The sequence below is a fragment of the Acidisoma silvae genome, from assembly GCF_020618775.1.
Lineage (GTDB): Bacteria > Pseudomonadota > Alphaproteobacteria > Acetobacterales > Acetobacteraceae > Acidisoma > Acidisoma silvae.
The window spans coordinates 62,481-84,525 of the sequence record NZ_JAESVB010000012.1 but is presented as its reverse complement, the minus strand read 5'-3'; the positions used below and the strand labels follow the sequence as shown (position 1 = coordinate 84,525).

Sequence of the window (22,045 nt, the reverse complement as noted above, 5' to 3'; positions counted from 1 at the left end):
GAATTGACGCCATGACCATCGGTCCCGATGCGCCGACCTTCACCGCCCGCATTCAGGGCATCGGCGCGGACGGCGACGGCCTCTCCCGCATGGCGGACGGCCGCCCGCTGTTCCTGCCTTTCACCCTGCCGGGTGAAAGCGTGGAAGCCCGCCCCGTGCTGCGCCGGGGACAGGGGGTCGTCGGCATTGCCGAGACCATTCTGGAGCCGAGCCCCGAACGCGCCGACCCGCCCTGCCCGCATTTCGGCACCTGCGGCGGCTGTACGTTGCAGCATTGGCAGGATGAGGCCATCGCGCAGTGGAAGACCGGCGCGCTGGCCTATGCGCTGAAACAGGCCGGCTACCCGGATGCGGTGGTCGATCCCATCCGCACGACCGCGCCCGGCAACCGCCGCCGCGTCGATCTCGCCATCCGCAAGCAGGCGGGCATCGCGATCATCGGCTTCCATCAGGTGCGGACGGACAATATCGTTCAGATCGAAACCTGCATCGTCGCCGATCCGGCGATCGTGGCTATCCTGCCCGCGCTGCGCCATCTTGTGCCGCGCCTACAGGCGATCCATCGGGACGCAAGCTGCATCATCAACGCGCTCGACAGCGGTCTCGACCTGCTGCTGCGAGTGGACGCCGACCTGACGGCGAATGACCGCCGGCTGCTGGCCGCCTTCGCGGCCGAGCACGATATTCCCCGCATCGCCTGGGCGCTGAAGGACGGCACCATCGAGATCGCGGCTCAGCTGTCTCCCGTGCGGATGATGCTGACCGGCGCCCCGGTGCCGGTCGCGCCCGGCGGGTTCTTGCAGGCGACGCCGGACGGCGAGGCCGCCGTCATCGCCGCCGTGCTGGCCGGCCTGCCTGAGAAATTGAAGGCCAAAGACCGCATCATCGAATTGCATGCCGGCTGCGGCACGCTGACCTTCGCTCTGGCCCAACGCGCCCGCGTCATCGCCTATGAAGGCGACGGCTATGCCGTGACGGCCTTGCAGAAGGGCAGCGCCGAAGTCGGACTGCATGGACCGATCATGGCCCATAAGCGCGACCTGATGCGCCAGCCGCTGCTGACGAACGAGTTCAAGGATACGGCCGTCGTGGTGCTGGACCCGCCTTTCGGCGGCGCCCTGCCGCAGATCGAGGCCATCGGGGCCTCCACCGTCACCCGCGTCATCTATGTCAGCTGCAATCCGCAGGCTTTGACGCGAGACGCCGCCGTGCTCCAGCGCGCGGGTTTCGCGCTGGCCTCCGCCGTGCCTATCGACCAGTTCCTGTGGACCAGCCGGCTGGAAAGCGTGACCGTCTATACCCGCGCCGCGCCGCCGCGCGCCCGTGCCCGCCCGCCGCGCTGACCGGAAAATCTGACCGATCGGTCAGATTTCCTGTGCCTGGATTGACGTAACCCTCTCGCCATCACAAGACTGACCCCCATATGGGCTATGGCGGCCGTCGCCATGCCGTTTTGCCCGCACAACCGACAAGCTCCGGAACTCAGCCACTGCACACCTTTGAGAGCACCGTATGGCCGAGCCTGATCTAGTCGAAGCCCGCGCGGCATACCGGCTGGATCACTGGCGGGAATGCCCGGATTGCGGATTGCTTTCCTCGCTGCCGGATATGGAGCCCGGACTGGTGGCGGAATGCCCGCGCTGCCGCAAAACCCTGTGGCGCATGCTGCGCGCGCCCTTCAGCTTTCCCATTGCCTGCGGCATGGCCGCGACCCTGTTCTATGCCTTTGCGCTGGTGGCGCCCTTCCTGGAAATTTCGGCCTATGGCCGCTTCCAGCTGGCGCGGCTGGAAACAGGCCCAGATGCCCTGATGAGCCAAGGCTATCTGATGGTGGGCATGCTGGTTCTGGCGGTCACCGCTATCTTCCCCGGCGTCAAGCTCGGCATCATGCTGACGACGATGATCGGGCTGGAAACCGGCTTCGTGCCGCCGCGCGTCTCCATCGCGTTGTTCCGCATCTATCATCGCATCACGCCCTGGTCGATGATCGACGTCTATCTGCTGGGCTTCCTGGTGGCCTATACGCGCCTCATCGCCATCGCCCATGTTCATCTCGATACCTCGCTTTACGCGCTGATCGGTCTGATGGTCTCGATGGCGGCGGCCGACGGTGCGCTGGACCATGAAGCGGTGTGGCGCGCTTTGGAGCGCCAGGACCTGGCGGCCGACGCCCGCTATATCCGCCGCCATCCGAAGGTCGCGCGGGGGCCGACGCCGGGCGAACAGGAACGTGCGGAACCCGCCGTCATCGGCTGCCATGTCTGCCACCTCGTCAATCACGCCTCTCCCGGCGATCATTGCCGGCGCTGCGATGCCTTGCTGCATCCGCGCAAGCGCGACAGCGCCGCCCGCACCTGGGCCTTTTTGATCGCCGCGCTGTGCCTTTACATCCCGGCCAATATCTATCCGGTGATGCTGATCACCCAGATCGGGACCACCCAGAGCTTCACCATCATGGGCGGCATCAAGGAACTGGTCGATTACGGTCTGCTGCCCCTGGCCGCCCTGGTTTTCCTGGCGTCCATCACCATTCCACTCGCCAAGCTCATCACCCTCGCCTATCTGCTGGTGCAGACCCAGCGTGGCCGGACGACGCATCTGAACGGCCGCACCCGCGCCTTCCGCGTCATCGACTTCATCGGCCGCTGGTCCATGATCGACATCTTCATGATCTCCATCCTTGTCGCCCTGGTGCGTTTCGACCAATTCGCGCAGATCAAGGCCGAAGTCGGCGCCCCCTGTTTCGCGGCCGTAGTGGTGCTGACCATGTTCGCCGTCATGACCTTCGATCCCCGTGCCATGTGGGACGCCGCCCGCCGCCCCGAAACCGAAACGGCGGCCCACCCGCCGCCGCCCGCCTCTCCCTCGCCTGCCGCCGCGGCGGATAGCAGCCTGGGCGCCAAGGATGTTCCTGCATGACCGACCCTGACCACCCGCCGCGCGTCGACGGCCAGCCGGCGCAACCGGCCATGCCGCCACCGCCCGTTCATATCCGCCGGCGCCACTTCTCCTTCGTCTGGATCATCCCGATCCTGGCGGCGGTGATCGCGATCTATCTCGGCTATCGCACGATCATCGAGCAGGGGCCGCTGGTCACCATCACCTTCAATACCGCCCAGGGCCTGGCGGCGGGCCAGACCCAGATCAAATACAAGGCCGTGGCGCTCGGCACGGTGGAAAGCATCGACCTCAGCCCGGATAATGAGCATGTCGTGGTGCGCGTGCGCATGAACAATCTCGGCACGCGCTTCCTGACCAGCCATGCCCGCTTCTGGGTGGTGCGGCCGCGCTTCTCGGTGACCAATCTCTCGGGCCTCGACACGCTCGTCTCCGGCGCCTTCATCGGCATCGACCCGGGTGCCAAGGGCGGCCATTACGAGACCCATTACAAAGGGCTGGAAGAGCCGCCCGGCGTGCGGTCCGACGTGCCCGGCAGCACCTATGTGCTGCGGGCCGACAGCATCGGCTCCATTTCCAGCGGATCGCCGGTCTTCTATCGCGACGTCGTCGTGGGCGAAGTGCTGGGCTACGACCTGGGCGACGGCATCGGGCCGGTGACGATCAATATCTTCATCCGCGCGCCCTATAATAAGCTGGTCAAGCCGCAGAGCCATTTCTGGAATTCCTCGGGCCTGTCGCTCGGCTTCCAGAACGGCGGCTTTCATGTCGAGGTGCAGAGCCTGGAAGCGCTGCTGGCCGGCGGCGTGACCTATGACCTGCCGCCGAACGCCATTAACGATAATCCCAGCCCCGGCAACGCGACCTTCCGCCTCTTCGCCAGCAAGGAAGACGCGGATTCCGCCGGCTATTCCCACAAAGTGCCGGCCGTCGCCTATTTCCAGGCCTCCGTCGCCGGTGTCGGGCGTGGCACGCCGCTCACGATCTTCGGCATGCAGGTGGGCGAGGTCACGGGCGTGAAGCTGCTCATCGATCCTAATACCGGCAAGGCCCGCGTGCGGGTGGCGCTGGAACTACAGCCCGAGCGCGTCTTCACGGATTCCGACTTCCCCAAGAACCTGGACCCGCTGGTGGTGCTGCAACACATGGTCGATGCCGGGCTGCGCATCTCCATCGCCAGCAGCAATTTCATCACCGGCCAGAAGGAACTGGCGCTGACGATCGAGCCGAACTCACCGCATGTGCAGCTGACGCGCGAGGGTGACGCCATCCTGCTGCCCAATTCCGACGGCAGCGGCGACCCGCTGACGGCGCTTTCCACCATCACCGCCAAGCTTTCGGCCATTCCCTTCAGCGAAATCGGCCAGAACCTGAACAATCTGCTGAAGACCGCCAATGGCACTTTGGGCAGCCAGGACGTGAAGAAAGCCATCGCATCGCTGTCGACCACGCTGCAAAGCGTGCAGACGCTGGTGGACAATACCAACAAGGGCTTGCAGCCGACGCTGAAGCAGTTGCCGGTGATGACGCAGAACCTGAATGCGACGCTGCGCAATGCCAACCAGACGGTGGCACAGCTCAGCCGCAGCTATGGCGGCAATTCCGACTTCTCCCGCAATCTGGGTCAGGTCATGGCGCAGGCGAATGACGCGCTGCGCTCCGTCAAGGAATTGGCCGATTACCTGGACCGCCATCCGGAAGCCCTTCTTCTCGGCCGCACCGGCCATGCGACAGGTGGACAATGATGCCTCCCCGCCGACAGTTTCTGGCACTCGTCTTGGGCGCGGCGCCGGTCGCGCTCGGCCTTAGCGGCTGCGCCTCGGCCGACCCCAACTACTACCGCATCGGTTTCGTGCCCGGCACGGCCAGAACGGGCGGCCCGAGGCAGATCGAAGTGCGGTCCATCAGCATTCCGGGCTATCTGGACCGCACCGGCATCGTGAAGAGCGCGCAGGACTTCAGGCTCGATATCCATAGCAACGATATATGGGCCGATTCCTTCGCCAGCATGTTGCAGGATTCCATGGTCCAAGACCTGACGGCGCGCCTGCAAGGCAGCACCGTGATCGGGGCGGGCGGTTCGATCGGCGCCAATGCCGATCTGCTGGTCGAGATCAACGTCCTGCGCTTCGACCCGGATACCGACGGGCAGATGGTCCTGCAAATCCAGGCCGGCCTGCGCGACGGCAATACCATGACCCTGCTCTCCACCCGCGGCTTCAGCCATCAGGCGCCGGCCGGCGGCCCGGCCGTGGCCGCGATCGTCGCGACCATGAGCAGGCTCTGGGGACAGGCGGCGGACGATATCGCCGATTTCGCGGTGCAGACCTGGGCGACGCATCCGCCCGCCGCCAGCGCCGGCGGCTGATGATGGCGGCCAACGCGCTGCGCGCCGCGATCGGGCCCGGCCATGTCCTGCCGGGCAAGGCCGTGCCGGCTCTGCTGGCCGCGACCGGCATGGCCGATACCGACGCGCTGATGCTGGCTTTGCTGCCTTTGGCGCAGGACTTGGCCCGGCCGCCGATTTCCCGCTTTCATGTGGGCGCCGTGGGGCTGGCGGCCGGAACCGGCGATCTCATTTTCGGTGCGAATGTCGAATTTCCGGGCGTGGGATCGGGCGAGACCATCCATGCCGAGCAGTTCCTGTTCAGCCGCGCCCATACAATGGGCGTCACCCTGGCGCGCATCGCGGTCTCCGCCCGGCCCTGCGGCCATTGCCGCCAATTCATGAACGAATTCGCCGGCAATGAGACGCTTCTGGTCCTCGATCCCGGCGGCGACCGGCAGAGCCTATCCGAGCTTCTGCCCTTCCGCTTCGGCCCCTCCGATCTGGGCGAAAGCCCGGCCGGGCCTGATCGGCGCCACAGCCTTGCCGTCACCGAAGACAAAGGGCTGGACGCCGATGGTTTGGGTCTGAAAGCGCTGATCCGGGCTGGCGAGTGCGCGCATACGCCCTATTCCGGTTGCCCGTCCGCACTGCTGCTGCGGTTGCGCGACGGCACGCTGATCACCGGGAGCGCCATCGAAAACGCGGCCTATAATCCGGGCCTGCCACCGGCTCAGGCCGCGCTGATCAATCTGGTCGCCAATGGGCATGATTACGAAGAGATCGAATCCGCGATCCTCGGTGCCGTTCCCGGCGCGGGTTTCGACCATTTTGCGGGAACCGCACAGCTTTTATCGATCATTGCGCCCGGCGCATTGCTTGAGACTTTGCCCTGGCAGCCGGCGCAGTCCTCGTGACGCGGGCGATCTGATATAGAGGGCGCATGACCGCGCCCTTCTGGAAAACCAAGACCCTTGATGAGATGACCCAGGGGGAATGGGAATCGCTTTGCGACGGCTGCGGGCGCTGCTGCCTGCATAAGCTGCGCGACGAGGACACGGACGAACTGTCCTTCACCAATGTCTCCTGCCGGCTGCTGAATACCCAGGACTGTCACTGCACCGATTACGCGAATCGCTTCGCCAAGGTGCCGGACTGCGTGCAGCTGACGCCCAGCGTGCTGCGCGAGATAGACTGGCTGCCGCCCTCATGCGCCTATCGGCTGCTGGAAGAAGGCCGCGATTTGCCGGCCTGGCATCCGCTCGTCAGCGGCGACCCGATGACCGTCATATCCTCCGGCGTTTCGGCGGCGGGGCGTATCATCAATGAACGCGATGCCGGGCCTTTGGAGCATCATGTGGTGGATTGGCCGGGGCTGATGCCGAAGGGCCGGCTGCCGCGCCGCAAGCGCCCTGCCGGCACCAAGGCCTGAGGCGCGAAGCGGTTCCCATGCCATGAGCGCCCACGTTTCCGTTTCCTGGAGAAGCCTTTTCGCGCGCCCCTATGGCGCCTATCTGGCGACCTTCAGCCTGGGCTCGGCCCTGTACGCCTTCGCGGCCTTCCTGGTCTCGGCCTGCATGCCCTCGGCCGTGCAGGAACTCGGCCATCTCACGCTGATGAGCTGGAGCCTGACCTTCTATCTCATCGCCGCCATCGTCGCGGGCATCGTGGCGTCTCCGCTGAAATGGCGGCTGGGGACCGGGGCCACGCTGCAATGCGCCGGCCTCGCCTATCTGCTCGGCTCCTTCGCCTGCGGCTTCGCGCCCAATATCTGGACGCTGCTGGGCGGGCGCGTGCTGCAAGGCCTGGGGGAAGGCACCGTCTCCAGCGTGACCTATATGCTGATCCCGGAGGTTTTCCCGCCGCTGATGATCCCGGCGATTTTCGGGGTCGAGGCCATGATCTGGGCCGTGGGCTCGCTGGCCGGTCCTATCATCGGCGGGTTTCTGACCCAGGCGATTTCCTGGCGCGCGGCCTTTCTGGTCGAAATTCCGCCCATTCTGCTGTTCATGGCGCTGGTCTGGCGCGTGATCCCAGAGGGCGGGCATCGGGACGAGGCGCATCATCCCATTCCGGTTCTGCGCGTGGCCGGCGTGGGCTGCGGCATTCTGCTTCTGTCCTTCGCCGCCATCGAGCCGGGTGTCTATCCACGCATCGCCAGCCTGATCGCCGCCATGCTGGTTCTGTTTCTGGTGGCGCGCAGCGATCTGGCCGCGCCCAACCGGCTGCTGCCGCAGGGCGCCTTTTCCTTCCGCAAGCCGGCCGGCCTCGCCTTCTGGGTGGTACTGCTGCTGCCCGCTGCCCATACCGGCCCCGGCACCTATATCATTCTGCTGATCGAGCGCGTCTGGGGCTATGACCCGCTGACGGCCAGCGTGCTCGGCTCGGTCATGGTCGCCTTTTGGGGCGGCATGGGCCTGCTGGTCAGCCGCCTGCCCGCAGGATGGACGGAACGCGGCGTGTGGCTCGGGCCATGCAGCTTGGCAGCCGGTCTCGCCTTGGGCTGGATCGGCATGAGCCATGAAAGTCTGTGGATTATCCTGGTCGGTCAGGCGCTGGTCGGCACCGGCAACGGCCTCTGCTGGGGCCTGCTGAGCCAGGTCATCATGACCGGATCGGAAGCCGCCGACCGCGACCGAGCATCCGCCATGCTGCCCTCGGTGCTCTCGGCCGGTCTGGCCATCGGCGCGGCACTCGGCGGCATTGCCGCCAATGCGGCCGGCCTCGCGGAAGGCGTGCCGCAGGCGACGCTGGTGCGGGCCGGCATCGCCTGTTTCGCGGTGGCGACCTTCGCCGGCGTGCTGGCCGCCTGCGCCAGCCTGAAGCTGCGGGCGGCACGTCAGGGCTGAGGCCCAGTCCCGGCGAGGCCTCACAACACCCAACTTGCATCGGCGGCATCACCGACTATGCTGATCCGTGGAAAGTAATCGGTCGCAATGACAACCCGTCGCGTCATCCGCTTCAAATTCGCAGCAGACAAGGCACTTGCAGCCATTCATTGGATGGTCTGCCAAAGCCAGCCGCTTGATCTGCATACGATGCTCAAAACCTGCTATTTCGCGGACAAGGCCCTTTTGAATTCCGAGGGCCGACCGATCTTCGGGGCCACCTATCGCGCCATGAAATTCGGCCCGGTTCCTCTCGAAATCTATGAAATGGCTAAGGGTGAACCCTTGTGGCTCGCCGAGTTGGGTCTGCCGCAATTTCCCTGGCAGCTAAAAGGCTATCGCCTTTCGCTCGACAGCAATTGCCAGCCGGACACCGGGGCACTGTCCGAGCAGGATCTCGCAGCCCTCGAAGACGCCCTGGCCTATGCCAAATCGCTATCGTTCAACGGGCGGACAGCGGCGACCCATGGAGCGGATTGGCAAGCGGCTGACCTTGGTGTGATGCGGTACGAGGATATGCTGGACGAGACACCCGGCCGGGCAGGTCAAATCGCCGAATTGTCGGAAATGGCACCCTTCATGCGGCTTTGACGGCTATGCCGGCAGCGCTTCTCGAAGTGATCTGGATTTTGGACGATTTCATCAAGCCGCCCGGGCCGAAGATGATGGTATGTGTCGCCCCTGCGGACGGCATCTTTTTCAGGATTAATTCCGAGGATAAATGGCCGGTGGGCGTGCCTGTCACCTCCCGCGCCAATGCGTTTCTGCATCATGACTCCTTCGTTGAATGTGGCGGTCCACTTGAGTTCGACGACTACGTTGTCGATCAGTCACGCTCGCACCAGCATGCGCCGATGTTTCTCGATCGTCAGGTTTTGCCCGCCATCGTCGCGGCGGTGCGCAGATCACACAGAATTTCAGACCGAGATCGAACGATCATTTTGGCGGCCCTCGTTTAACGCACGGTCTCACGCGCGGCATTTCCGTTCGCAACCGCACAAAACGCCTCGATCTGGCCATCAAGCCGCGCTAGGTGAAGGTCATACCGCCCCCGGAGCCTTCCCTTGAAACTATCCCCCGCCCTTTTGGCGCTGGCCGCTGCCGCCTTCGGCATCGGCACCACGGAATTCGTCATCATGGGCCTGCTGCCCGAGATCGGGCGCAGCCTTGGCGTCTCCATTCCGCAGGCGGGCCAGCTTGTCTCCGGCTATGCGCTGTCCGTCACCATCGGCTCGCCGGTCATGGCCGTGCTGATGAGCCGCTTTCCCCGCCGCCAATCCCTGCTGACGCTGATGGTCATCTTCATCCTGGGCAACGGGCTCTGCGCTCTGGCCGGCGGCTATGACACGCTGATGGCCGCGCGCATCTTCACCGCGCTGGCCCATGGCGCCTTTTTCGGCATCGGCGCCATCGTCGCCGCCGAGGTGGTGCCTAAGCACCAGCGCGCGCTGGCGATTTCGCTCATGTTCTCGGGTCTGACGCTGGCCAATGTGCTGGGCGTGCCGCTCGGCACCCTGCTGGGCCAGGCCTATGGCTGGCGCATGACCTTCTGGGCGGTCTGCGTCATCGGCGCCGTCGCCTTCGTCGCGCTGTTCATCTGGGTGCCGGCCGTGCGCCAGGGCCGGCGCATGAAGCTGAAGCGCGAGCTGCTGGCCATCGTCCATCCGCAGGTGCAGCTGGCCATGGCCACCAGCACGCTGTGTTCAGCCGCCCTGTTCTCGGTCTTTACCTATATCACCCCGCTTCTGGAGCATGTCACCGGCATCTCCCCCCATGGCGTCAGCATCGCGCTGCTGCTGTTCGGCGTCGGCATCACGCTCGGCAATCTGGCCGGCGGCAAGGCGGCGGACTGGCGGCTGATGATGGCGATCGTCGTCATGCTCTGCGCGCTGATCGTGGTGCAGGCGCTGTTCACCTGGACCAGCGTCAGCCCCATCCCGGCCGTAATTACCATGGTGATCTGGGGTGCGCTGGCCTTCGGCGTCTGCTCGCCTTTGCAGATGCGGGTGGTGGACCAGGCGCGCGCGGCGCCGAGCCTGGCGTCGACCCTCAACCAGAGCGCCTTCAATCTCGGCAATGCCATGGGCGCGCTGTTCGGCGGCATCGTGGTGTCGGCCGGCATATCCTATCGCGCTTTGCCCTGGCTCGGGTCCGGCCTCAGCCTGGCCGCGCTCTGCACCATCCTGATCGCCATGCGGCTGGAGCGGCGGATGCAGCAGCGCCGGCAGGATCGTCGCGCCCTCCAGCGCAGCGCCGGTGCCGCCGCCGCCATCAGCGACATCTGAAAGCCGGCCCCATAAGAAAAGGGCCGCCCCCTCGCGGGAGCGGCCCTTTCAGTTGGTCTGGCGGGAGCCGTTAGGCCGCGATACGCGCGACTTCGACATCCTTCGTGATCTGCTGGCGACGATCCGAGATCTGCGTCTTCATCGACTTTTGCAGCTTCTCGAAGGCGCGCACCTCGATCTGGCGTACCCGCTCGCGGGAGATGCGATAGCGCTGCGAGAGGTCTTCCAGCGTCGTCGCCTCATCCTTCAGGCGGCGTTCGATCAGGATATGCCGCTCGCGCTCGTTCAGCGTCTTCAGCGCATTGGCAAGCAGAGCCTTGCGGTCGGTCAGTTCCTCGCGCTCGGCCAGCATGTCTTCCTGGCTGTCGCTGTCATCGACCAGCCAATCCTGCCACTCGCCTTCGCTATCGGCGCGAACCGGCGCGTTCAGGCTGTTATCCGGCGCCGAGAGACGGCGGTTCATGTTGATGACGTCCTGCTCCGGCACATCGAGCACGCGAGCGATTTCCGTCACGTGTTCGGGGCGCAGGTCGCCGTCCTCAATGGCCTGCATCTGGCCCTTCAGCCGGCGCAGATTGAAGAAGAGCTTCTTCTGGGCAGCGGTGGTGCCCATCTTCACCAGGGACCAGCTATGCAGGATGTATTCCTGAATTGCCGCGCGGATCCACCACATAGCGTAGGTGGCCAGGCGGAAGCCGCGATCCGGATCGAAGCGCTTCACCGCCTGCATCATGCCGACATTGCCTTCGCTGATCAGCTCGCCGACCGGGAGGCCGTAGCCGCGATAGCCCATGGCGATCTTGGCCACGAGACGAAGATGCGAGGTGACAAGCTTATGCGCCGATGCATGGTCGGTCTGGTCCCGCCAGGCCTTGGACAGGCTCAGCTCTTCCTCGGCCGTCAGCATCGGATACTTGCGGATTTCTTGAAGATACCGAGAGAGATTTCCCTCGGGCGCAAAATTAAAGGTAGCAAGGGCCATAAGTCAGACTCCTTTTTTTCTTCCAAACCGGCCTGTAGAAGCGCCGACTCTGAGAGAAGATGGTCAGGTCGTTGACCACTTATAGGAACGGGATCTGCAATTCGTCTCTTCACGACCAAGCGATTACCCCGCATTCGGCAGTAACCGTTGAGTGATGACTATAAAATCTCAAGATGCCGTGATCATTCAGATGTCATCGGCCACTCTTGCGTCGAAGAATTGCTCTCGTCCACGGCGCGGATAATACGCCGCTCACGCACTATAGTTCATTAAAATCTTGAAATTCAGAGCGGCTATGTAGAAGCGGAATGACCGGGGACTTGATCCTGGCCCGCCGCGTCACGGGTCGATGCCTGTGATACGGAGGGGATAGGCCTGCGGTTACTTGGACAGGCGGCTACTTGTCGTCGCGCTTGCGGCGCGCGCGGCCACGGAACAGATCCTGACCCATAACCAGCCCGACGACGGCGGCACCGAGCAGGAAAGCGCCCTTGTGGCGGGAGAAGACGCCGCGGCCCGCGGCAGCGCCCGCCGTGGCGGCCTTGGATGCCGCGCGCTTGGGCGCCTGCATCAGCGCGATGATGCCCGGCAGAGCGGCCGCTGCCATATCCATGGGCGAAGGACCGGCCGGACGGCTGTCGTGGTGGGCGCGGTCGCGCGACCGCGCCGGCTGCCGCTTACCGCTCCGCGACGCGACAAGCCCGATCACGAGAACAATGATCGCGATCAGTGCCAGGGCGGCGGCCGTGATGAAGGCAGCCCAGACCGGGCCGAGATGATGCTGAACCAGAATCCATACCCCGGCGGCGGCGCAGCCGACGGCGGGCAGCAGAATAAACGCCGCGAAAGCGGCGCAGGCGATCAGGATGACGATCCGCCGGGCGGCCGAAGTTGCGTCCTCCACGAGTCGCGCGGGGTTAAGGGCATTGACCACGCCCAGGCGAAGCAATTGCTGCAAGATGCCGATCATGGACCCGCGCCGCTCAGCGTGTCAGGATTTTGCTGAAAACGAAGCCTGCCGCGAAGGCGATCAGCAGGCTGGCGATGGGCTTTTCCTCGATATGCGCGGTGACCTTATTGGCGCTGCGCCGGCCCGTCTCGGACACCGTCTCATAAAGATCAGCCGCCTGACCGGAAATGCTGTCGGCGGTGTCCTGGCCGACCCGGCCGGCGAGATCCTTCATCTGCCGCACGAGCACCGCGACATCGTCCTTCAGCGCCGCGATGTCATCCGCAATGCGCTTCGCCTGTCGCGACGGATCGGGTTCGAAATCGCTCATGAGGACACCTCTTGATTGCAGGCATGGCGGGCGGACGAGACCCGGAAACGGCACGGCCCTTCTCTGCAATCAATTGGGATTGCGGGCGGAAAAGGCAATGACCGTCCCCGGTTTGTGTCAGCCGGCGGTGGCCGGCGCGGCGGGCGGCGCGAAGAACCGGCGGCTGGGCGGAATAACAAGGCTGTAGAGGCCGAAGGCCAGGATCTGGCAGATCATCGCGGCCAGAAGCGCTCCGAGCCAGCCAGACGCGATACCAGCCGGCGCCCAGGCGGCCCAGGCCGTGAGCACGGCGGGCTGCACCAGCATGAAGACCGGCATGGTGCGCGACCAGACCAGCAGCCCACGCTCGCCCACCAGATACCAGCTGCGCTCACCAAGCGCCGTGCCGCTCATAACCATCACGAAACCGATCAGGAACAGCCCCGGTCCGGCCAGGATGGAGCCGGCCAGAAGCGCGATCCAGCCCAGGATCATCGCCGGGCCGCGCACGGAGGCCAGATATTCCACCGCCCGGAACAGCGACGCGCAAATGAAGACGCCCAGCGCGAAGGCGACGAGACTGTTGAACGGCCAAAGCCACAGATAATGATGGAAACCTTCCTGGTAGCCGAGGCCGGTCAAAACGAGGCAGATGACCACGCCCGCCCAGCAGACGTCGGGGATCGCGGTCCAGGTCCAGCACAGCAGCGGCGGCAGAAGGACAAGCAGGACGACGCCCGTCGCCATGATCCAGAAGGCCGGGCCGATCAGCGGGTCTGCCCAGGGCGCGATCAGATGATGCGCGGGTCCGATCAGCTCGACCGCTTCGAACAGGACGAGCGAGACAAGGAAAAGGGCCACCAGCGGCGTCAGCAGGCGCAGATAGAGGCGCTGCGCAATTGCGCGGTTCCATTCTTCCTTCAAAACGCGCTGGAAATGGAAGGCCGCGACCCCCGCGATGATCAGCGCGAAATCCGGCATGAACCGTGCCTTGTCGACGGCGAAGGCCAGAAGCGGCGGCATTCTGTCTAGCTGCGACGCCGCCCCGCCGAGGGCCAGCCATTGCCAGACGAACCAGAAGGCCGCGACCGGCAGGCCCATCATCAGGACGCCGCGCAGATCGTTCGACGGTGCGATCGATTTGTTCTGCCAGCGCAGGGTGCCGCGATCAGCCATGGACGCATTCAACTCCGGCCTGCGGCCCGCCTTGGGCCAGGTTCCGCGCATCGCTAGCAGAGAGCGAAGCCCGCGCCAACGCGGCATGGCAGCCAACACGCGCGGCAGGGCTTTTGCGCGAAAACAGGGGCTTGCTCCGGGCAGCGCTTGCCCTTAGAGAACGGCCCACACCGCGACGGACTGGGTGCGTAGCTCAGCGGTAGAGCATCGCCTTCACACGGCGGGGGTCACAGGTTCAATCCCTGTCGCACCCACCAGTCCATTTTTTCTTCAGATCGTCATCGGGCTCAGCGAAAACAGAGCGAAATTGCCAGCAAGTCTGCGGTCAGCCGCAGACCTTGCCCAGGGACGGCCGGTAGCCTTTCGCTTTTGCCGCTGTCTCGGACATATATTCCCCGGCCTTGGTCTTTCCGTAGTAGCGCGTGCCGGGGCAATGATAGACGCTGCTGGCGGTATTGACCCAAACCTGCCCCGATGTCGGAGCCTTGGCCGGCGTGCTGGTGCTTTGGGCCAGAGGTTTGGCGGGCGGCGACATCGATGGCGCGGCGGTCGCAGCGGTTGACGGAGCGGTCGCGGGGCCTGCGGCTGCGCTGGTCCAAGTCTGCACGCCGCCATGACGCGAACAGGCCCCACGCTTCGTTTGTCCGCTGAATGTCGTCCCATCCTTGCATGTCGCCGTGACCGGCGCGGAGGTCTGCGCGAAAGCCAAGGACACACTCGCCGGGCTGAGCAGCCACAGGCTGCCGATCAGTGCGACCTGCAACTGCATACGCAGTCGCGACCCCAGGCTAAACATTCTGGCTGTCCGTATTGGGGGTCGCGCCGCCCGGTGTCGCCTGATCCACGGCATGGGGCAGAAGCTTCGACACCAGCGGCATCAGCGCCGCGATCGGTAACCCCGTCCTTTGAATCAAGGCCTGCACCTGATCATTGGACAGCACGCCTTGCACCTGCTCGGCGGTGATCGGGATATTGCCGCCCGAACCAATCCACGACTGGACATGCTGCCCAAGCCCGCTCGCGGCGAAGCTATTCGCTAGATTGTTGATCCCATCGGGAGAGTTAAGGTTGAGCACGTCGCTTAATGCGCCATGAACCACCGGAGCGGCATTTTGCTCCGCTTCGCCCATACCCAGGCTCTGCAAAATTTGTCCGAAAAGCCCGCTCATGGATGTCTCCTGGCTGGGAAAGATCATCGTCGGATCAATGTTTTTGCCATCGACCGTCACGCAGCTTGGTTTGCAACGCTAAGACGGCCGACGGTACCGCGAGGGCGCAGCCTTAAACAATAACCCAAAGGATTTAATCCGGAAGCGCGATGTTACTATGGCTTCTGGAATAGGGTGATTTTATCTGACAAATTCATGACCCTTCCATAGACCGTAGCGCTATACTGGGCCTCTATGTTACGGCAGCGCTCAACAAGCAGGGGAAGCGGAACCACAATGCGAAGCTTTTTGACTTTGGCTCTTATTGTCAGCGCGATCTTCGTGACACCTGCTTGCAACGCGGCCCAGTGCCGGGATGCACAAGGCAAATTCGTGAAGTGTCAGACGAAGCCTGTCCATTGCCGCGACGCCGCCGGAAAATATGTGAAATGCAGCGCGCCCGGCGCCAACCCGGCTTGATTTTGTCAGGTTGTCAGTGAAGCAACGGCGTCCCCGTGCTTGGCACGGGGATCGTCTTGCTGTGCCGCATCTGCGGGCAGAAGATGCCCGCTTTCGCGGGCATGACGACGCGTAAAATCAGAACCCGAACATATGGTCGAGCGAAAAACGCCCGGCATCGTCGACCAGACCGTGATAGCCGAAAAGCCGGCAGGTTCTGTCGCGGATGATGACATAGCCGCGCGGACCCGCCTTCGCGATATCGGCTTCGCTGAAAATCAGATCCGGCCGCACCAGCATGGAGCCTGAACGGGCGAGTTTGATCTCCGCCTCGGCCAGCACCACGCCCTCGCCGTCATGCAGCAGCAACTGCGTGTCCGACATATCATGCCAAGGCCCCGACGCCGGATAGATGAGGTGGGAGAAGCTGTTGCGCCCTTCCCCACCCAGCTTCAGGAACAGCCGGGTGGAGAGGCCCGGCGGCGGGCCGGAATAGGATTGCGGCTCGCCCTTATAGGTCATCAGCGTGTTGAAGATATGCGCACCGAAACTGGTCTCGGCGCTATGCGCCTCATCCCGCCGCTCATAGCGCATGAGCGCGTGCAGCCAGCCATTGGCGTCACCGCCTTCGGCAAAGTCATAGACCAGATCGGCATGACCGCCGATGTCCCGCAACGCGCCCTCTGGCAGCAGGTCGTCCAGATCGACCAGGGTTGCGTGGTCACGCGGCAGGCGGCCGAGGAATTTGGACGCCAGTTTCTGGCCCTGGTGATCGAAGACATCGATGCGCAGCGGCAGATTGTCTTCCGCCTCGGCCATCGGCGTCGGCAGCACCTGGCTGCGATACTGGCCGCGCGGCAGGATCGGGAAAGGCAGCAGGAAGCCCCGGCCCATCTGCGGCGGCAGGGTTTTGATGCCGGGATCGGGCCGCAGATCGGCGCGTTCCACGTTCACATGCGCGATGCGGGTGCGGCCCTGGCGCGTCACCTCGTAGCGCGGGCGGACAACATGCCGGCCGGTTCTGATCTCCACCTGCGCCGGCCAGCGCAGATCGGGCAGCAGTTCCGAGACATCTAAAGCGCGTGTGGCGAAAGGCGGAATTTCCTCGTCGAGCGCCACCGGCTGTTCGGCACCCATGCGGTCCAGCACGATGCCGCCCTTGGGGATGGCGGACCCATGGCTATTCTGCACCCAGAGGATCACGCGCTCATCGGCGCGCGGCGCCGGCAGGCCGGCATAGCGGGCGGAAGGCCAGGCATTGGCGTCATGCGTGCAGGAGAGGCTCTGCTCATTGCCCGCGCCGATGGTGTCGACCGCGTATTTCACCACGTCGTGACCGGCGACGCCGACCGCATGGATGAACAGCTGGCCGGTGAAATCGCCCAGATTGAAGCGCGCGCGCACGTCACGGCTGTCGAAGGCAATACCGCCCGCGCCTTTCGGCGCTGTCTCGCTCCATTCCGCCAGAACCTGGCCCGCCTGATCGTACAGACGCAGCCAGAAGCGCACGTCGGTGGCACCATAGCCGGCCCAGTAATTGGCGGTGACAAGGCGCGTCGACAGCCCCTCCGCATCCCGGAAGAAGGCGTAGTTCACCGCGAAGTTCAGCGGGTCCAGATAACGGCGGGTATTGGTCAGCCGCTCAGCCGGAATCCGGACCTCGTCGAGACTGAGGATAGCGATCTCAGCCGGGATGAAGGCGCGCAGCAGAGCCACGGTGCGCGCGGCGTCGAAGCCCGCCACCAGCAGGGTGCGGATGCCGCTGGTGCCGATATCGCTCATCGCTTCGGCGACCAGCCCGGCCCGCGTTTCGCCCACCTGGCGCACGTCCTGCACGAAAAGCCGGGTGACAGGCAGCGCCGGATACATGGTGAGCAAGGGCGGCGCCACCGAATCGGGGTCGAAAAGCCCGACCGGTCCGGCGGATTGCAGACGCCCGCTCAGCTTTTCCATCGCAACCGCCGCCAGCGGATGGGCCAGCGCTTTATAGAGGACGTTGCCACCCTTAACGGCGTCAAAGGTCTGAATATCGAGCATCGCCGCTGCCTCCTAGAAGCCTAGTCTTTGGCGCATGTCCTGCGCCGCTTCCGCCGTATCGTCCAGGGGGGCGACCGGCCAATGCTCATAGCGGCCCTGGAAATGCCGCACGCGGCCGTCGGCCACCAGCCCATCGGTGAAGATGCCGATGCGGCGCGACCGGCCCGGCAGCGAGGCCAGCATGACAGGGGCCGAGGTGGCGACCCCTTCCGAGACCATGGAGACCGAGTCGATGGTGACGATGATCATGTCTGCCAAGGCCAGCATGCCGAAATAGGGGTTTTCGCCCTCGCCGTCCCAGACATAGGCGCCGCGCGGTGAAAGCGTGTCACGAAAGGCGGCCGTCGCCTTCGGGTCGGTGCGGCGCGACGGCGTCAGCATCAGCCCCACGCGATCCTGGTCCATCATCGCGGCCAGCGATTGCGCCAGATTGGCGGCGACCGGTGCATCGAGCTTGAAGCGCCCATTGGTGCCGCCGACCAGCACGGCGACCAGCGGACGCGGCAGATGAGCGAAAACCGGCGCCCATTGGGCGCGGGCGTCCGCCAGCCGGGCCTGGGTCACGCGATGCAGCGCGGTGCGCGTCACGATGACGTTTTTGCCCGTCACCTCGTCATGCCGGTTGACGATGATGAGGTCGAATTTGCTGAAGGCCATACGCGGATTCTGGATATGCACGACGCGGTGCTGCGGGCTGCGGATGGCCGAGCCCACGGCAGCGGCCATGCCGCCGCAGGACAGGATCAGCCCGGGCTTCGGCCCCGCGATGGCCTCGGCCTCGACCGAGGAAAGCGGCCAGGGCCAGCGCGGAGCAGAAACATAATTCCAGGGAAAGCGCGCCTTCAGCGTATGGGTGCTGGGGGCCAGCCCGGCGCGTTCGGCCAGGCCCAGAGCCTGGGACTGCAAACCGGCATAGGGTTCTGTCAGGATCCAGCTGGATGGAACCGTGTCTGAGGGAAAGCCAGCGGATTGGGGCGCCAAGAAGGACATGGGCGCCTTGTCCCCTGTGCGCAGGGCAACGTCAACGCCATGCCTTTTCCGCCCCGTGCGCGCATGGCCGTCGCCACCGAAACAAGATCTGTATGGGAGTTGCCTCGGGCACTGACCCGTATAGGATCAGCCATTATGCAACAGACTGCCCCCCTGGCTCCGGACGCTTCCGGGTCTTCGACCGAGCCGCCGCGGACGCTTGAGCTTCTGTCGCGGCTGATCGGCTTCGACACGACCAGCGACCGCAGCAATCTGCCGATCATCGATTTCATCGCGGACTATCTGGACGGCCAGGGCATTGCGTATCGGCGCAGCTTCAACCCAGCGGGCGACAAGGCGAATATCCATGCCGTCATCGGCAAGCCCGGTCCGGGCGGACTGGCCCTGTCGGGCCATGTCGATACCGTGCCGGTGGAAGGCCAGCGCTGGACCAGCGATCCCTTCACGCTGCGCGAGGATAGCGGCCTGCTTTATGGACGCGGCACGGCGGATATGAAGGGCTTCGTGGCCAGTTGCCTGGCCGCCATTCCCGATATCAAGGCAGCGAACCTTACCCGGCCCGTGCATCTGTTCATCAGCTATGACGAGGAAATCAGCTGCGACGGCGCCCGCCGGCTGATCGAGGATATGGCCGAAAGCGGCTGGAAGCCCGATCTTTGCCTGGTCGGCGAACCCAGCCTGCTGGCCCCCATCACCGGCCATAAGGGGCGGCTGGCCATGCGGGTGACGGTACGCGGCCGCGCCGGCCATTCCGCGACCCCCGCGCGCGGCGTCAATGCCGTGCAGGCGGCGGCGAAAGCCATCGCCTGGGTTGCCGAGGAAGAACGCCGCTTCGCAACGCAAGGCCCCTTCGTGCCGGGCTTCGATCCGCCACACAGCACCTGCCAGGTCGGCCGCATGGGCGGCGGCACCGGCATCAATATCATCGCCGATCTTGCCTGGTTCGAGATGGAATGGCGCACCGTGCCGGGCGATGATTTCTTCGCCGAGGTCGACCGACTGCGCGCCTATGTCGCGGCGGACATCGAACCCGCTATGAAGGCCGTGGATCCCGATTCGGGATTCGCCTTCGAGGTGCTGAACTGGATTCCCGGCCTCGCTTTGCCTGAGGATCATCCGCTCGCCGACACCGTGCGCCAGCTGACCGGGCGCAATAGCGCCGGGCGCGTCAGCTACGGCACCGAGGCCGGACTGTTCCAGGATGCCGGCATCCCCGCCATCGTCTGTGGACCGGGCAATATCAATCAGGCCCATCAGGGCGATGAATGGATCGCAGTGAGTGAACTCGTGGCCTGCGACCGCTTCATCCGCCAGATGGCGACGCGGGTATGCGGATGACCGCCCCGCGCACCACGGCGAATGGCGCGATGGCGTTGCCGCAATTCGAGGTTCAGCTTGCGGCCCCCGACCTGACGCCTTGGCTTGCCGGCAATACCGGCGTGCCGGGTTTCACGACCCGGGACAGCGGCCAGCCGGGGCCGCATGTCGCGCTGGTTTCTCTGGTTCATGGCAATGAGATCGCCGGGGCCATTGCGCTGGACCGGCTGCTGGCCGGCGGTTTTACCCCCAGCCGGGGCCGCGTCACCTTCGGTTTCGCCAATCTGGCGGCCTTCGCGCGCTTCGATCCGGCGGACCCCATCGCGTCCCGCTATATCGACGAGGATATGAACCGCATCTGGGACAAGGACGTGCTGGATGGACCGCGCCACTCGGCGGAACTGGACCGCGCCCGCGAATTCCGCCCGATGATCGAAACGGCCGATGTGCTGTTCGACCTGCATTCCATGCTCTGGCCGTCCGACCCGCTGATTCTCTGCGGCGGCACCGAACGCGGACGAGCACTGGGCCAGCGCGTCGGCGTTCCGGAATGCGTCGTCTCCGACCCCGGCCATAGCAATGGCCGCCGGCTGATCGACTATCACCGTTTCGCCGATGACGGCGTGGCGCCGGTCTCCAATCTGGTCGAAGCCGGGCAGCATTGGCTGCGGGATACGGTGGAGACGATGCTTTCGGCCATCGCCGGGCTGCTGCGGTCGCTGGATATGGCCAGCGACACCGCGCCGCTGCTGCCCGCGCCGGCACTGCCGCGCCGCTCCGTCTTCGCCGAGGTGACCAGCGTGGTGACGGCCAAGACAGCGGGCTTCACCTTCATGCAGCCCTATCGCGGCGGCCAGGTCATCCGCCACCGCAATACGCTGCTGGCGATCGACGGCCCCACCGATATCCGCACGCCTTACGACAATTGCCTGCTGGTCATGCCCAGCCTGCGGCCGAGCCGGGGGCATACCGCCGTCAGGCTGGCGCGGATGGGCTGAAAGCCTCTCAGACCCGCGCGGTGACGCGTGGATTGGCAAGCGCCAGCGGCACGGCGATGCCGATGGTGATGGCCCCCGTCACCAGCAGAACGGTGACGGCCAAAGCCAGCGTCGTGTCGACCAGAACCGGGCTGGGGGAAACACCGGCCCCGGCGATCTGAAGCGCGCCCGCGATTGTCCTAAATCCATAGATGCCCGGCACCATGGCGACGACACCGGGAAAGGCGAAGGTCGCGGCCGGGGCGTCCAGCCGGCGGGCGAAAATCTGCGCGAGGCCGCCGGCCAGCAGGGCGGCGATGAGCGTGCCCAGCACCAGATCGGCGCCCGTCCATTGCATGACGGCGAGCCTGACCGTGTGACTGGCCAGCCCGCAGACGGCGCAGGCCCAGGCCAGCCGCAGCGGTACGCTGAACAGCAGCACGAAGCCGAGCGCCGCCAGCGCCGCGAAGACGGCATCCTCGGCGATCGGCACCGAGCCGGACGGGATATCCAGCGGCAACGGCACGCCGGAGACGAGCGCGCCGACCTCCAGACCAAGCCCGATGGCCGCGATGACGAAGAACGAAAAGCCAAGACGCGCGACGCCGATACTGGCGTGATTACGCAGCATATCCTGCACGCCGTTGATCAGCGGCACGCCGGGCACGATGACCATGCCGGGCGCCACCAGGCACAAAGCCGGCGTAGCGCTGCCCAGCAGCCGCGCGCCGAAGCCGCCGATGATGCCACTGACGGCCGCCGCCAAAAAAGCCACCAGAACCGGGCTGAACCCGCGCTTGCCGAAGTCCTGCCGCGCCACCGTGCCGATGGCGACGGCCACCCAGCAGGCAATGAAGGCCATCCAGTCGCCGCCGAACAGCCGGCTGAGGGAGGCCGCCGTCATGCCCAGCGCGATGGCCACCAGATAGCGGTTATAGAGGGGCGGGCTGTGTTCAAGCTTGTCCAGCCGCGCGGTCGCGCCGGCCACATCGCAACGGCCGCCGACCACGTCATGCAGAACCTGAAAGGCCGCCGCCGCCTGGCTCATGCCGACATTCATCGCCGGAATGCGGCTGCCGATTTTGGTGGCGAAGTGATGGCCTGAGACGAGGGTCAGCACCATGCCTTCATAGGAGATCAGCATCCGCGCCTCATAACCGAGGGCGGTCGCCATGCGCCGCACGGCCACCTGCACGCGGCCGGTATCGGCACCGTTCTGGAGCAGGATGCGGCCGAATTGCAGCAGGCAATGCCCGGCGGCTTCCGCTTCCGCCGCCTGGGCTGTCTCATCCGGCATGGTCTA

The 22,045-nt window shown here is 65.1% G+C and carries 21 protein-coding genes and 1 tRNA gene; 13 read left to right on the top strand and 9 right to left on the bottom strand.

Annotation, left to right across the window (positions count from 1 at the left end):
• The first annotated feature begins 11 nt into the window (after positions 1 to 11).
• The 10 genes from ASILVAE211_RS19310 (at position 12) to ASILVAE211_RS19265 (ending at position 10,397) form a co-directional block, all read left to right on the top strand.
• Positions 12 to 1,343, top strand: a complete 1,332-nt coding sequence (locus tag ASILVAE211_RS19310) for a class I SAM-dependent RNA methyltransferase (protein ID WP_227322999.1) — start codon at positions 12 to 14, stop codon at positions 1,341 to 1,343.
• Positions 1,344 to 1,512: 169 nt separating this feature from the next.
• On the top strand, positions 1,513 to 2,919 hold the full coding sequence (locus ASILVAE211_RS19305; RefSeq protein ID WP_227322998.1) for a paraquat-inducible protein A: 1,407 nt from the start codon (positions 1,513 to 1,515) through the stop codon (positions 2,917 to 2,919).
• On the top strand, positions 2,916 to 4,643 hold the full coding sequence (locus ASILVAE211_RS19300) for a PqiB family protein (protein WP_227322997.1): 1,728 nt from the start codon (positions 2,916 to 2,918) through the stop codon (positions 4,641 to 4,643). The genes ASILVAE211_RS19305 and ASILVAE211_RS19300 overlap by 4 nt, the downstream gene beginning before the upstream one ends.
• Entirely contained in the window at positions 4,643 to 5,266 is a 624-nt protein-coding gene (locus ASILVAE211_RS19295; RefSeq protein WP_227322996.1) for a PqiC family protein, read from the top strand. Before ASILVAE211_RS19300 ends, ASILVAE211_RS19295 begins: the two co-directional genes overlap by 1 nt.
• Complete coding sequence (gene cdd / locus ASILVAE211_RS19290; RefSeq protein WP_227322995.1) at positions 5,266 to 6,141, top strand: cytidine deaminase; 876 nt, start codon at positions 5,266 to 5,268, stop codon at positions 6,139 to 6,141. Before ASILVAE211_RS19295 ends, cdd begins: the two co-directional genes overlap by 1 nt.
• A gap of 26 nt (positions 6,142 to 6,167) precedes the next feature.
• The gene (locus ASILVAE211_RS19285) at positions 6,168 to 6,656 is read left to right on the top strand and encodes a YcgN family cysteine cluster protein (protein ID WP_227322994.1); all 489 of its coding nucleotides are present in this window, start codon (positions 6,168 to 6,170) and stop codon (positions 6,654 to 6,656) included.
• A 22-nt stretch (positions 6,657 to 6,678) separates the two neighbouring features.
• Entirely contained in the window at positions 6,679 to 8,073 is a 1,395-nt protein-coding gene (locus tag ASILVAE211_RS19280) for an MFS transporter (protein ID WP_227322993.1), read from the top strand.
• 87 nt (positions 8,074 to 8,160) lie between these two features.
• Entirely contained in the window at positions 8,161 to 8,703 is a 543-nt protein-coding gene (locus ASILVAE211_RS19275) for a Panacea domain-containing protein (protein WP_227322992.1), read from the top strand.
• A gap of 5 nt (positions 8,704 to 8,708) precedes the next feature.
• Positions 8,709 to 9,071, top strand: coding sequence for a hypothetical protein (locus ASILVAE211_RS19270; protein WP_227322991.1), 363 nt, complete (start codon positions 8,709 to 8,711; stop codon positions 9,069 to 9,071).
• 105 nt (positions 9,072 to 9,176) lie between these two features.
• A complete protein-coding gene (locus ASILVAE211_RS19265; RefSeq protein ID WP_227322990.1) occupies positions 9,177 to 10,397 on the top strand; it encodes an MFS transporter in 1,221 nt (406 codons plus the stop codon).
• A gap of 70 nt (positions 10,398 to 10,467) precedes the next feature.
• Here ASILVAE211_RS19265 and rpoH read toward each other — a convergent pair whose 3' ends face one another.
• From rpoH to ASILVAE211_RS19245, 4 genes are all read right to left on the bottom strand, one after another.
• Positions 10,468 to 11,379 carry an RNA polymerase sigma factor RpoH gene (gene rpoH / locus ASILVAE211_RS19260; RefSeq protein WP_227322989.1) on the bottom strand — a complete coding sequence of 304 codons (912 nt, stop codon included), beginning with the start codon at positions 11,377 to 11,379 and terminating at the stop codon, positions 10,468 to 10,470.
• A 397-nt stretch (positions 11,380 to 11,776) separates the two neighbouring features.
• The gene (locus ASILVAE211_RS19255) at positions 11,777 to 12,349 is read right to left on the bottom strand and encodes a phage holin family protein (protein ID WP_227322988.1); all 573 of its coding nucleotides are present in this window, start codon (positions 12,347 to 12,349) and stop codon (positions 11,777 to 11,779) included.
• A gap of 13 nt (positions 12,350 to 12,362) precedes the next feature.
• Complete coding sequence (locus tag ASILVAE211_RS19250; RefSeq protein WP_227322987.1) at positions 12,363 to 12,659, bottom strand: DUF883 family protein; 297 nt, start codon at positions 12,657 to 12,659, stop codon at positions 12,363 to 12,365.
• A gap of 117 nt (positions 12,660 to 12,776) precedes the next feature.
• Positions 12,777 to 13,814 (bottom strand): hypothetical protein, encoded by a 1,038-nt coding sequence (locus tag ASILVAE211_RS19245; RefSeq protein WP_227322986.1) that lies wholly within the window; start codon positions 13,812 to 13,814, stop codon positions 12,777 to 12,779.
• A 182-nt stretch (positions 13,815 to 13,996) separates the two neighbouring features.
• Here ASILVAE211_RS19245 and ASILVAE211_RS19240 point away from each other — a divergent pair.
• Positions 13,997 to 14,071, top strand: a tRNA-Val gene (locus ASILVAE211_RS19240).
• 68 nt (positions 14,072 to 14,139) lie between these two features.
• Here ASILVAE211_RS19240 and ASILVAE211_RS19235 read toward each other — a convergent pair.
• The 4 genes from ASILVAE211_RS19235 to ASILVAE211_RS19220 form a co-directional block, all read right to left on the bottom strand.
• Complete coding sequence (locus ASILVAE211_RS19235; protein ID WP_227322985.1) at positions 14,140 to 14,610, bottom strand: DUF3761 domain-containing protein; 471 nt, start codon at positions 14,608 to 14,610, stop codon at positions 14,140 to 14,142.
• Entirely contained in the window at positions 14,603 to 15,010 is a 408-nt protein-coding gene (locus ASILVAE211_RS19230) for a YidB family protein (protein WP_406566080.1), read from the bottom strand. Before ASILVAE211_RS19230 ends, ASILVAE211_RS19235 begins: the two co-directional genes overlap by 8 nt.
• A 549-nt stretch (positions 15,011 to 15,559) precedes the next feature.
• Positions 15,560 to 17,458 (bottom strand): hypothetical protein, encoded by a 1,899-nt coding sequence (locus ASILVAE211_RS19225; protein WP_227322983.1) that lies wholly within the window; start codon positions 17,456 to 17,458, stop codon positions 15,560 to 15,562.
• 12 nt (positions 17,459 to 17,470) lie between these two features.
• Positions 17,471 to 18,448 carry a mitochondrial fission ELM1 family protein gene (locus ASILVAE211_RS19220; RefSeq protein ID WP_227322982.1) on the bottom strand — a complete coding sequence of 326 codons (978 nt, stop codon included), beginning with the start codon at positions 18,446 to 18,448 and terminating at the stop codon, positions 17,471 to 17,473.
• Between the two features lie 135 nt (positions 18,449 to 18,583).
• Here ASILVAE211_RS19220 and argE point away from each other — a divergent pair, with 135 nt between their 5' ends.
• Both argE and ASILVAE211_RS19210 read left to right on the top strand, forming a co-directional pair.
• Positions 18,584 to 19,786 (top strand): acetylornithine deacetylase, encoded by a 1,203-nt coding sequence (argE, locus tag ASILVAE211_RS19215; RefSeq protein WP_227322981.1) that lies wholly within the window; start codon positions 18,584 to 18,586, stop codon positions 19,784 to 19,786.
• Positions 19,777 to 20,763: a M14 family metallopeptidase gene (locus ASILVAE211_RS19210; RefSeq protein WP_227322980.1), complete on the top strand. Its 987-nt coding sequence runs from the start codon at positions 19,777 to 19,779 to the stop codon at positions 20,761 to 20,763. The genes argE and ASILVAE211_RS19210 overlap by 10 nt, the downstream gene beginning before the upstream one ends.
• Positions 20,764 to 20,770: 7 nt before the next feature.
• Here the strand turns inward: ASILVAE211_RS19210 and ASILVAE211_RS19205 are convergent, their stop codons facing one another.
• The gene (locus tag ASILVAE211_RS19205; RefSeq protein WP_227322979.1) at positions 20,771 to 22,039 is read right to left on the bottom strand and encodes a threonine/serine exporter family protein; all 1,269 of its coding nucleotides are present in this window, start codon (positions 22,037 to 22,039) and stop codon (positions 20,771 to 20,773) included.
• Between the last annotated feature and the right edge of the window lie 6 nt (positions 22,040 to 22,045).

Excerpts from the sequence above, each read along its gene's own strand:
- ASILVAE211_RS19310 (WP_227322999.1), top strand. The coding sequence starts at position 12 with ATGACCATCGGTCCCGATGCGCCGACCTTCACCGCCCGCATTCAGGGC.
- ASILVAE211_RS19305 (WP_227322998.1), top strand. The coding sequence starts at position 1,513 with ATGGCCGAGCCTGATCTAGTCGAAGCCCGCGCGGCATACCGGCTGGAT.
- ASILVAE211_RS19300 (WP_227322997.1), top strand. The coding sequence starts at position 2,916 with ATGACCGACCCTGACCACCCGCCGCGCGTCGACGGCCAGCCGGCGCAA.
- ASILVAE211_RS19295 (WP_227322996.1), top strand. The coding sequence starts at position 4,643 with ATGCCTCCCCGCCGACAGTTTCTGGCACTCGTCTTGGGCGCGGCGCCG.
- cdd (WP_227322995.1), top strand. The coding sequence starts at position 5,266 with ATGATGGCGGCCAACGCGCTGCGCGCCGCGATCGGGCCCGGCCATGTC.
- ASILVAE211_RS19285 (WP_227322994.1), top strand. The coding sequence starts at position 6,168 with ATGACCGCGCCCTTCTGGAAAACCAAGACCCTTGATGAGATGACCCAG.
- ASILVAE211_RS19280 (WP_227322993.1), top strand. The coding sequence starts at position 6,679 with ATGAGCGCCCACGTTTCCGTTTCCTGGAGAAGCCTTTTCGCGCGCCCC.
- ASILVAE211_RS19275 (WP_227322992.1), top strand. The coding sequence starts at position 8,161 with ATGACAACCCGTCGCGTCATCCGCTTCAAATTCGCAGCAGACAAGGCA.
- ASILVAE211_RS19270 (WP_227322991.1), top strand. The coding sequence starts at position 8,709 with ATGCCGGCAGCGCTTCTCGAAGTGATCTGGATTTTGGACGATTTCATC.
- rpoH (WP_227322989.1), bottom strand. The coding sequence starts at position 11,379 with ATGGCCCTTGCTACCTTTAATTTTGCGCCCGAGGGAAATCTCTCTCGG.
- ASILVAE211_RS19255 (WP_227322988.1), bottom strand. The coding sequence starts at position 12,349 with ATGATCGGCATCTTGCAGCAATTGCTTCGCCTGGGCGTGGTCAATGCC.
- ASILVAE211_RS19250 (WP_227322987.1), bottom strand. The coding sequence starts at position 12,659 with ATGAGCGATTTCGAACCCGATCCGTCGCGACAGGCGAAGCGCATTGCG.
- ASILVAE211_RS19245 (WP_227322986.1), bottom strand. The coding sequence starts at position 13,814 with ATGGCTGATCGCGGCACCCTGCGCTGGCAGAACAAATCGATCGCACCG.
- ASILVAE211_RS19235 (WP_227322985.1), bottom strand. The coding sequence starts at position 14,610 with ATGTTTAGCCTGGGGTCGCGACTGCGTATGCAGTTGCAGGTCGCACTG.
- ASILVAE211_RS19230 (WP_406566080.1), bottom strand. The coding sequence starts at position 15,010 with ATGATCTTTCCCAGCCAGGAGACATCCATGAGCGGGCTTTTCGGACAA.
- ASILVAE211_RS19225 (WP_227322983.1), bottom strand. The coding sequence starts at position 17,458 with ATGCTCGATATTCAGACCTTTGACGCCGTTAAGGGTGGCAACGTCCTC.
- ASILVAE211_RS19220 (WP_227322982.1), bottom strand. The coding sequence starts at position 18,448 with ATGTCCTTCTTGGCGCCCCAATCCGCTGGCTTTCCCTCAGACACGGTT.
- argE (WP_227322981.1), top strand. The coding sequence starts at position 18,584 with ATGCAACAGACTGCCCCCCTGGCTCCGGACGCTTCCGGGTCTTCGACC.
- ASILVAE211_RS19210 (WP_227322980.1), top strand. The coding sequence starts at position 19,777 with ATGCGGATGACCGCCCCGCGCACCACGGCGAATGGCGCGATGGCGTTG.
- ASILVAE211_RS19205 (WP_227322979.1), bottom strand. The coding sequence starts at position 22,039 with ATGCCGGATGAGACAGCCCAGGCGGCGGAAGCGGAAGCCGCCGGGCAT.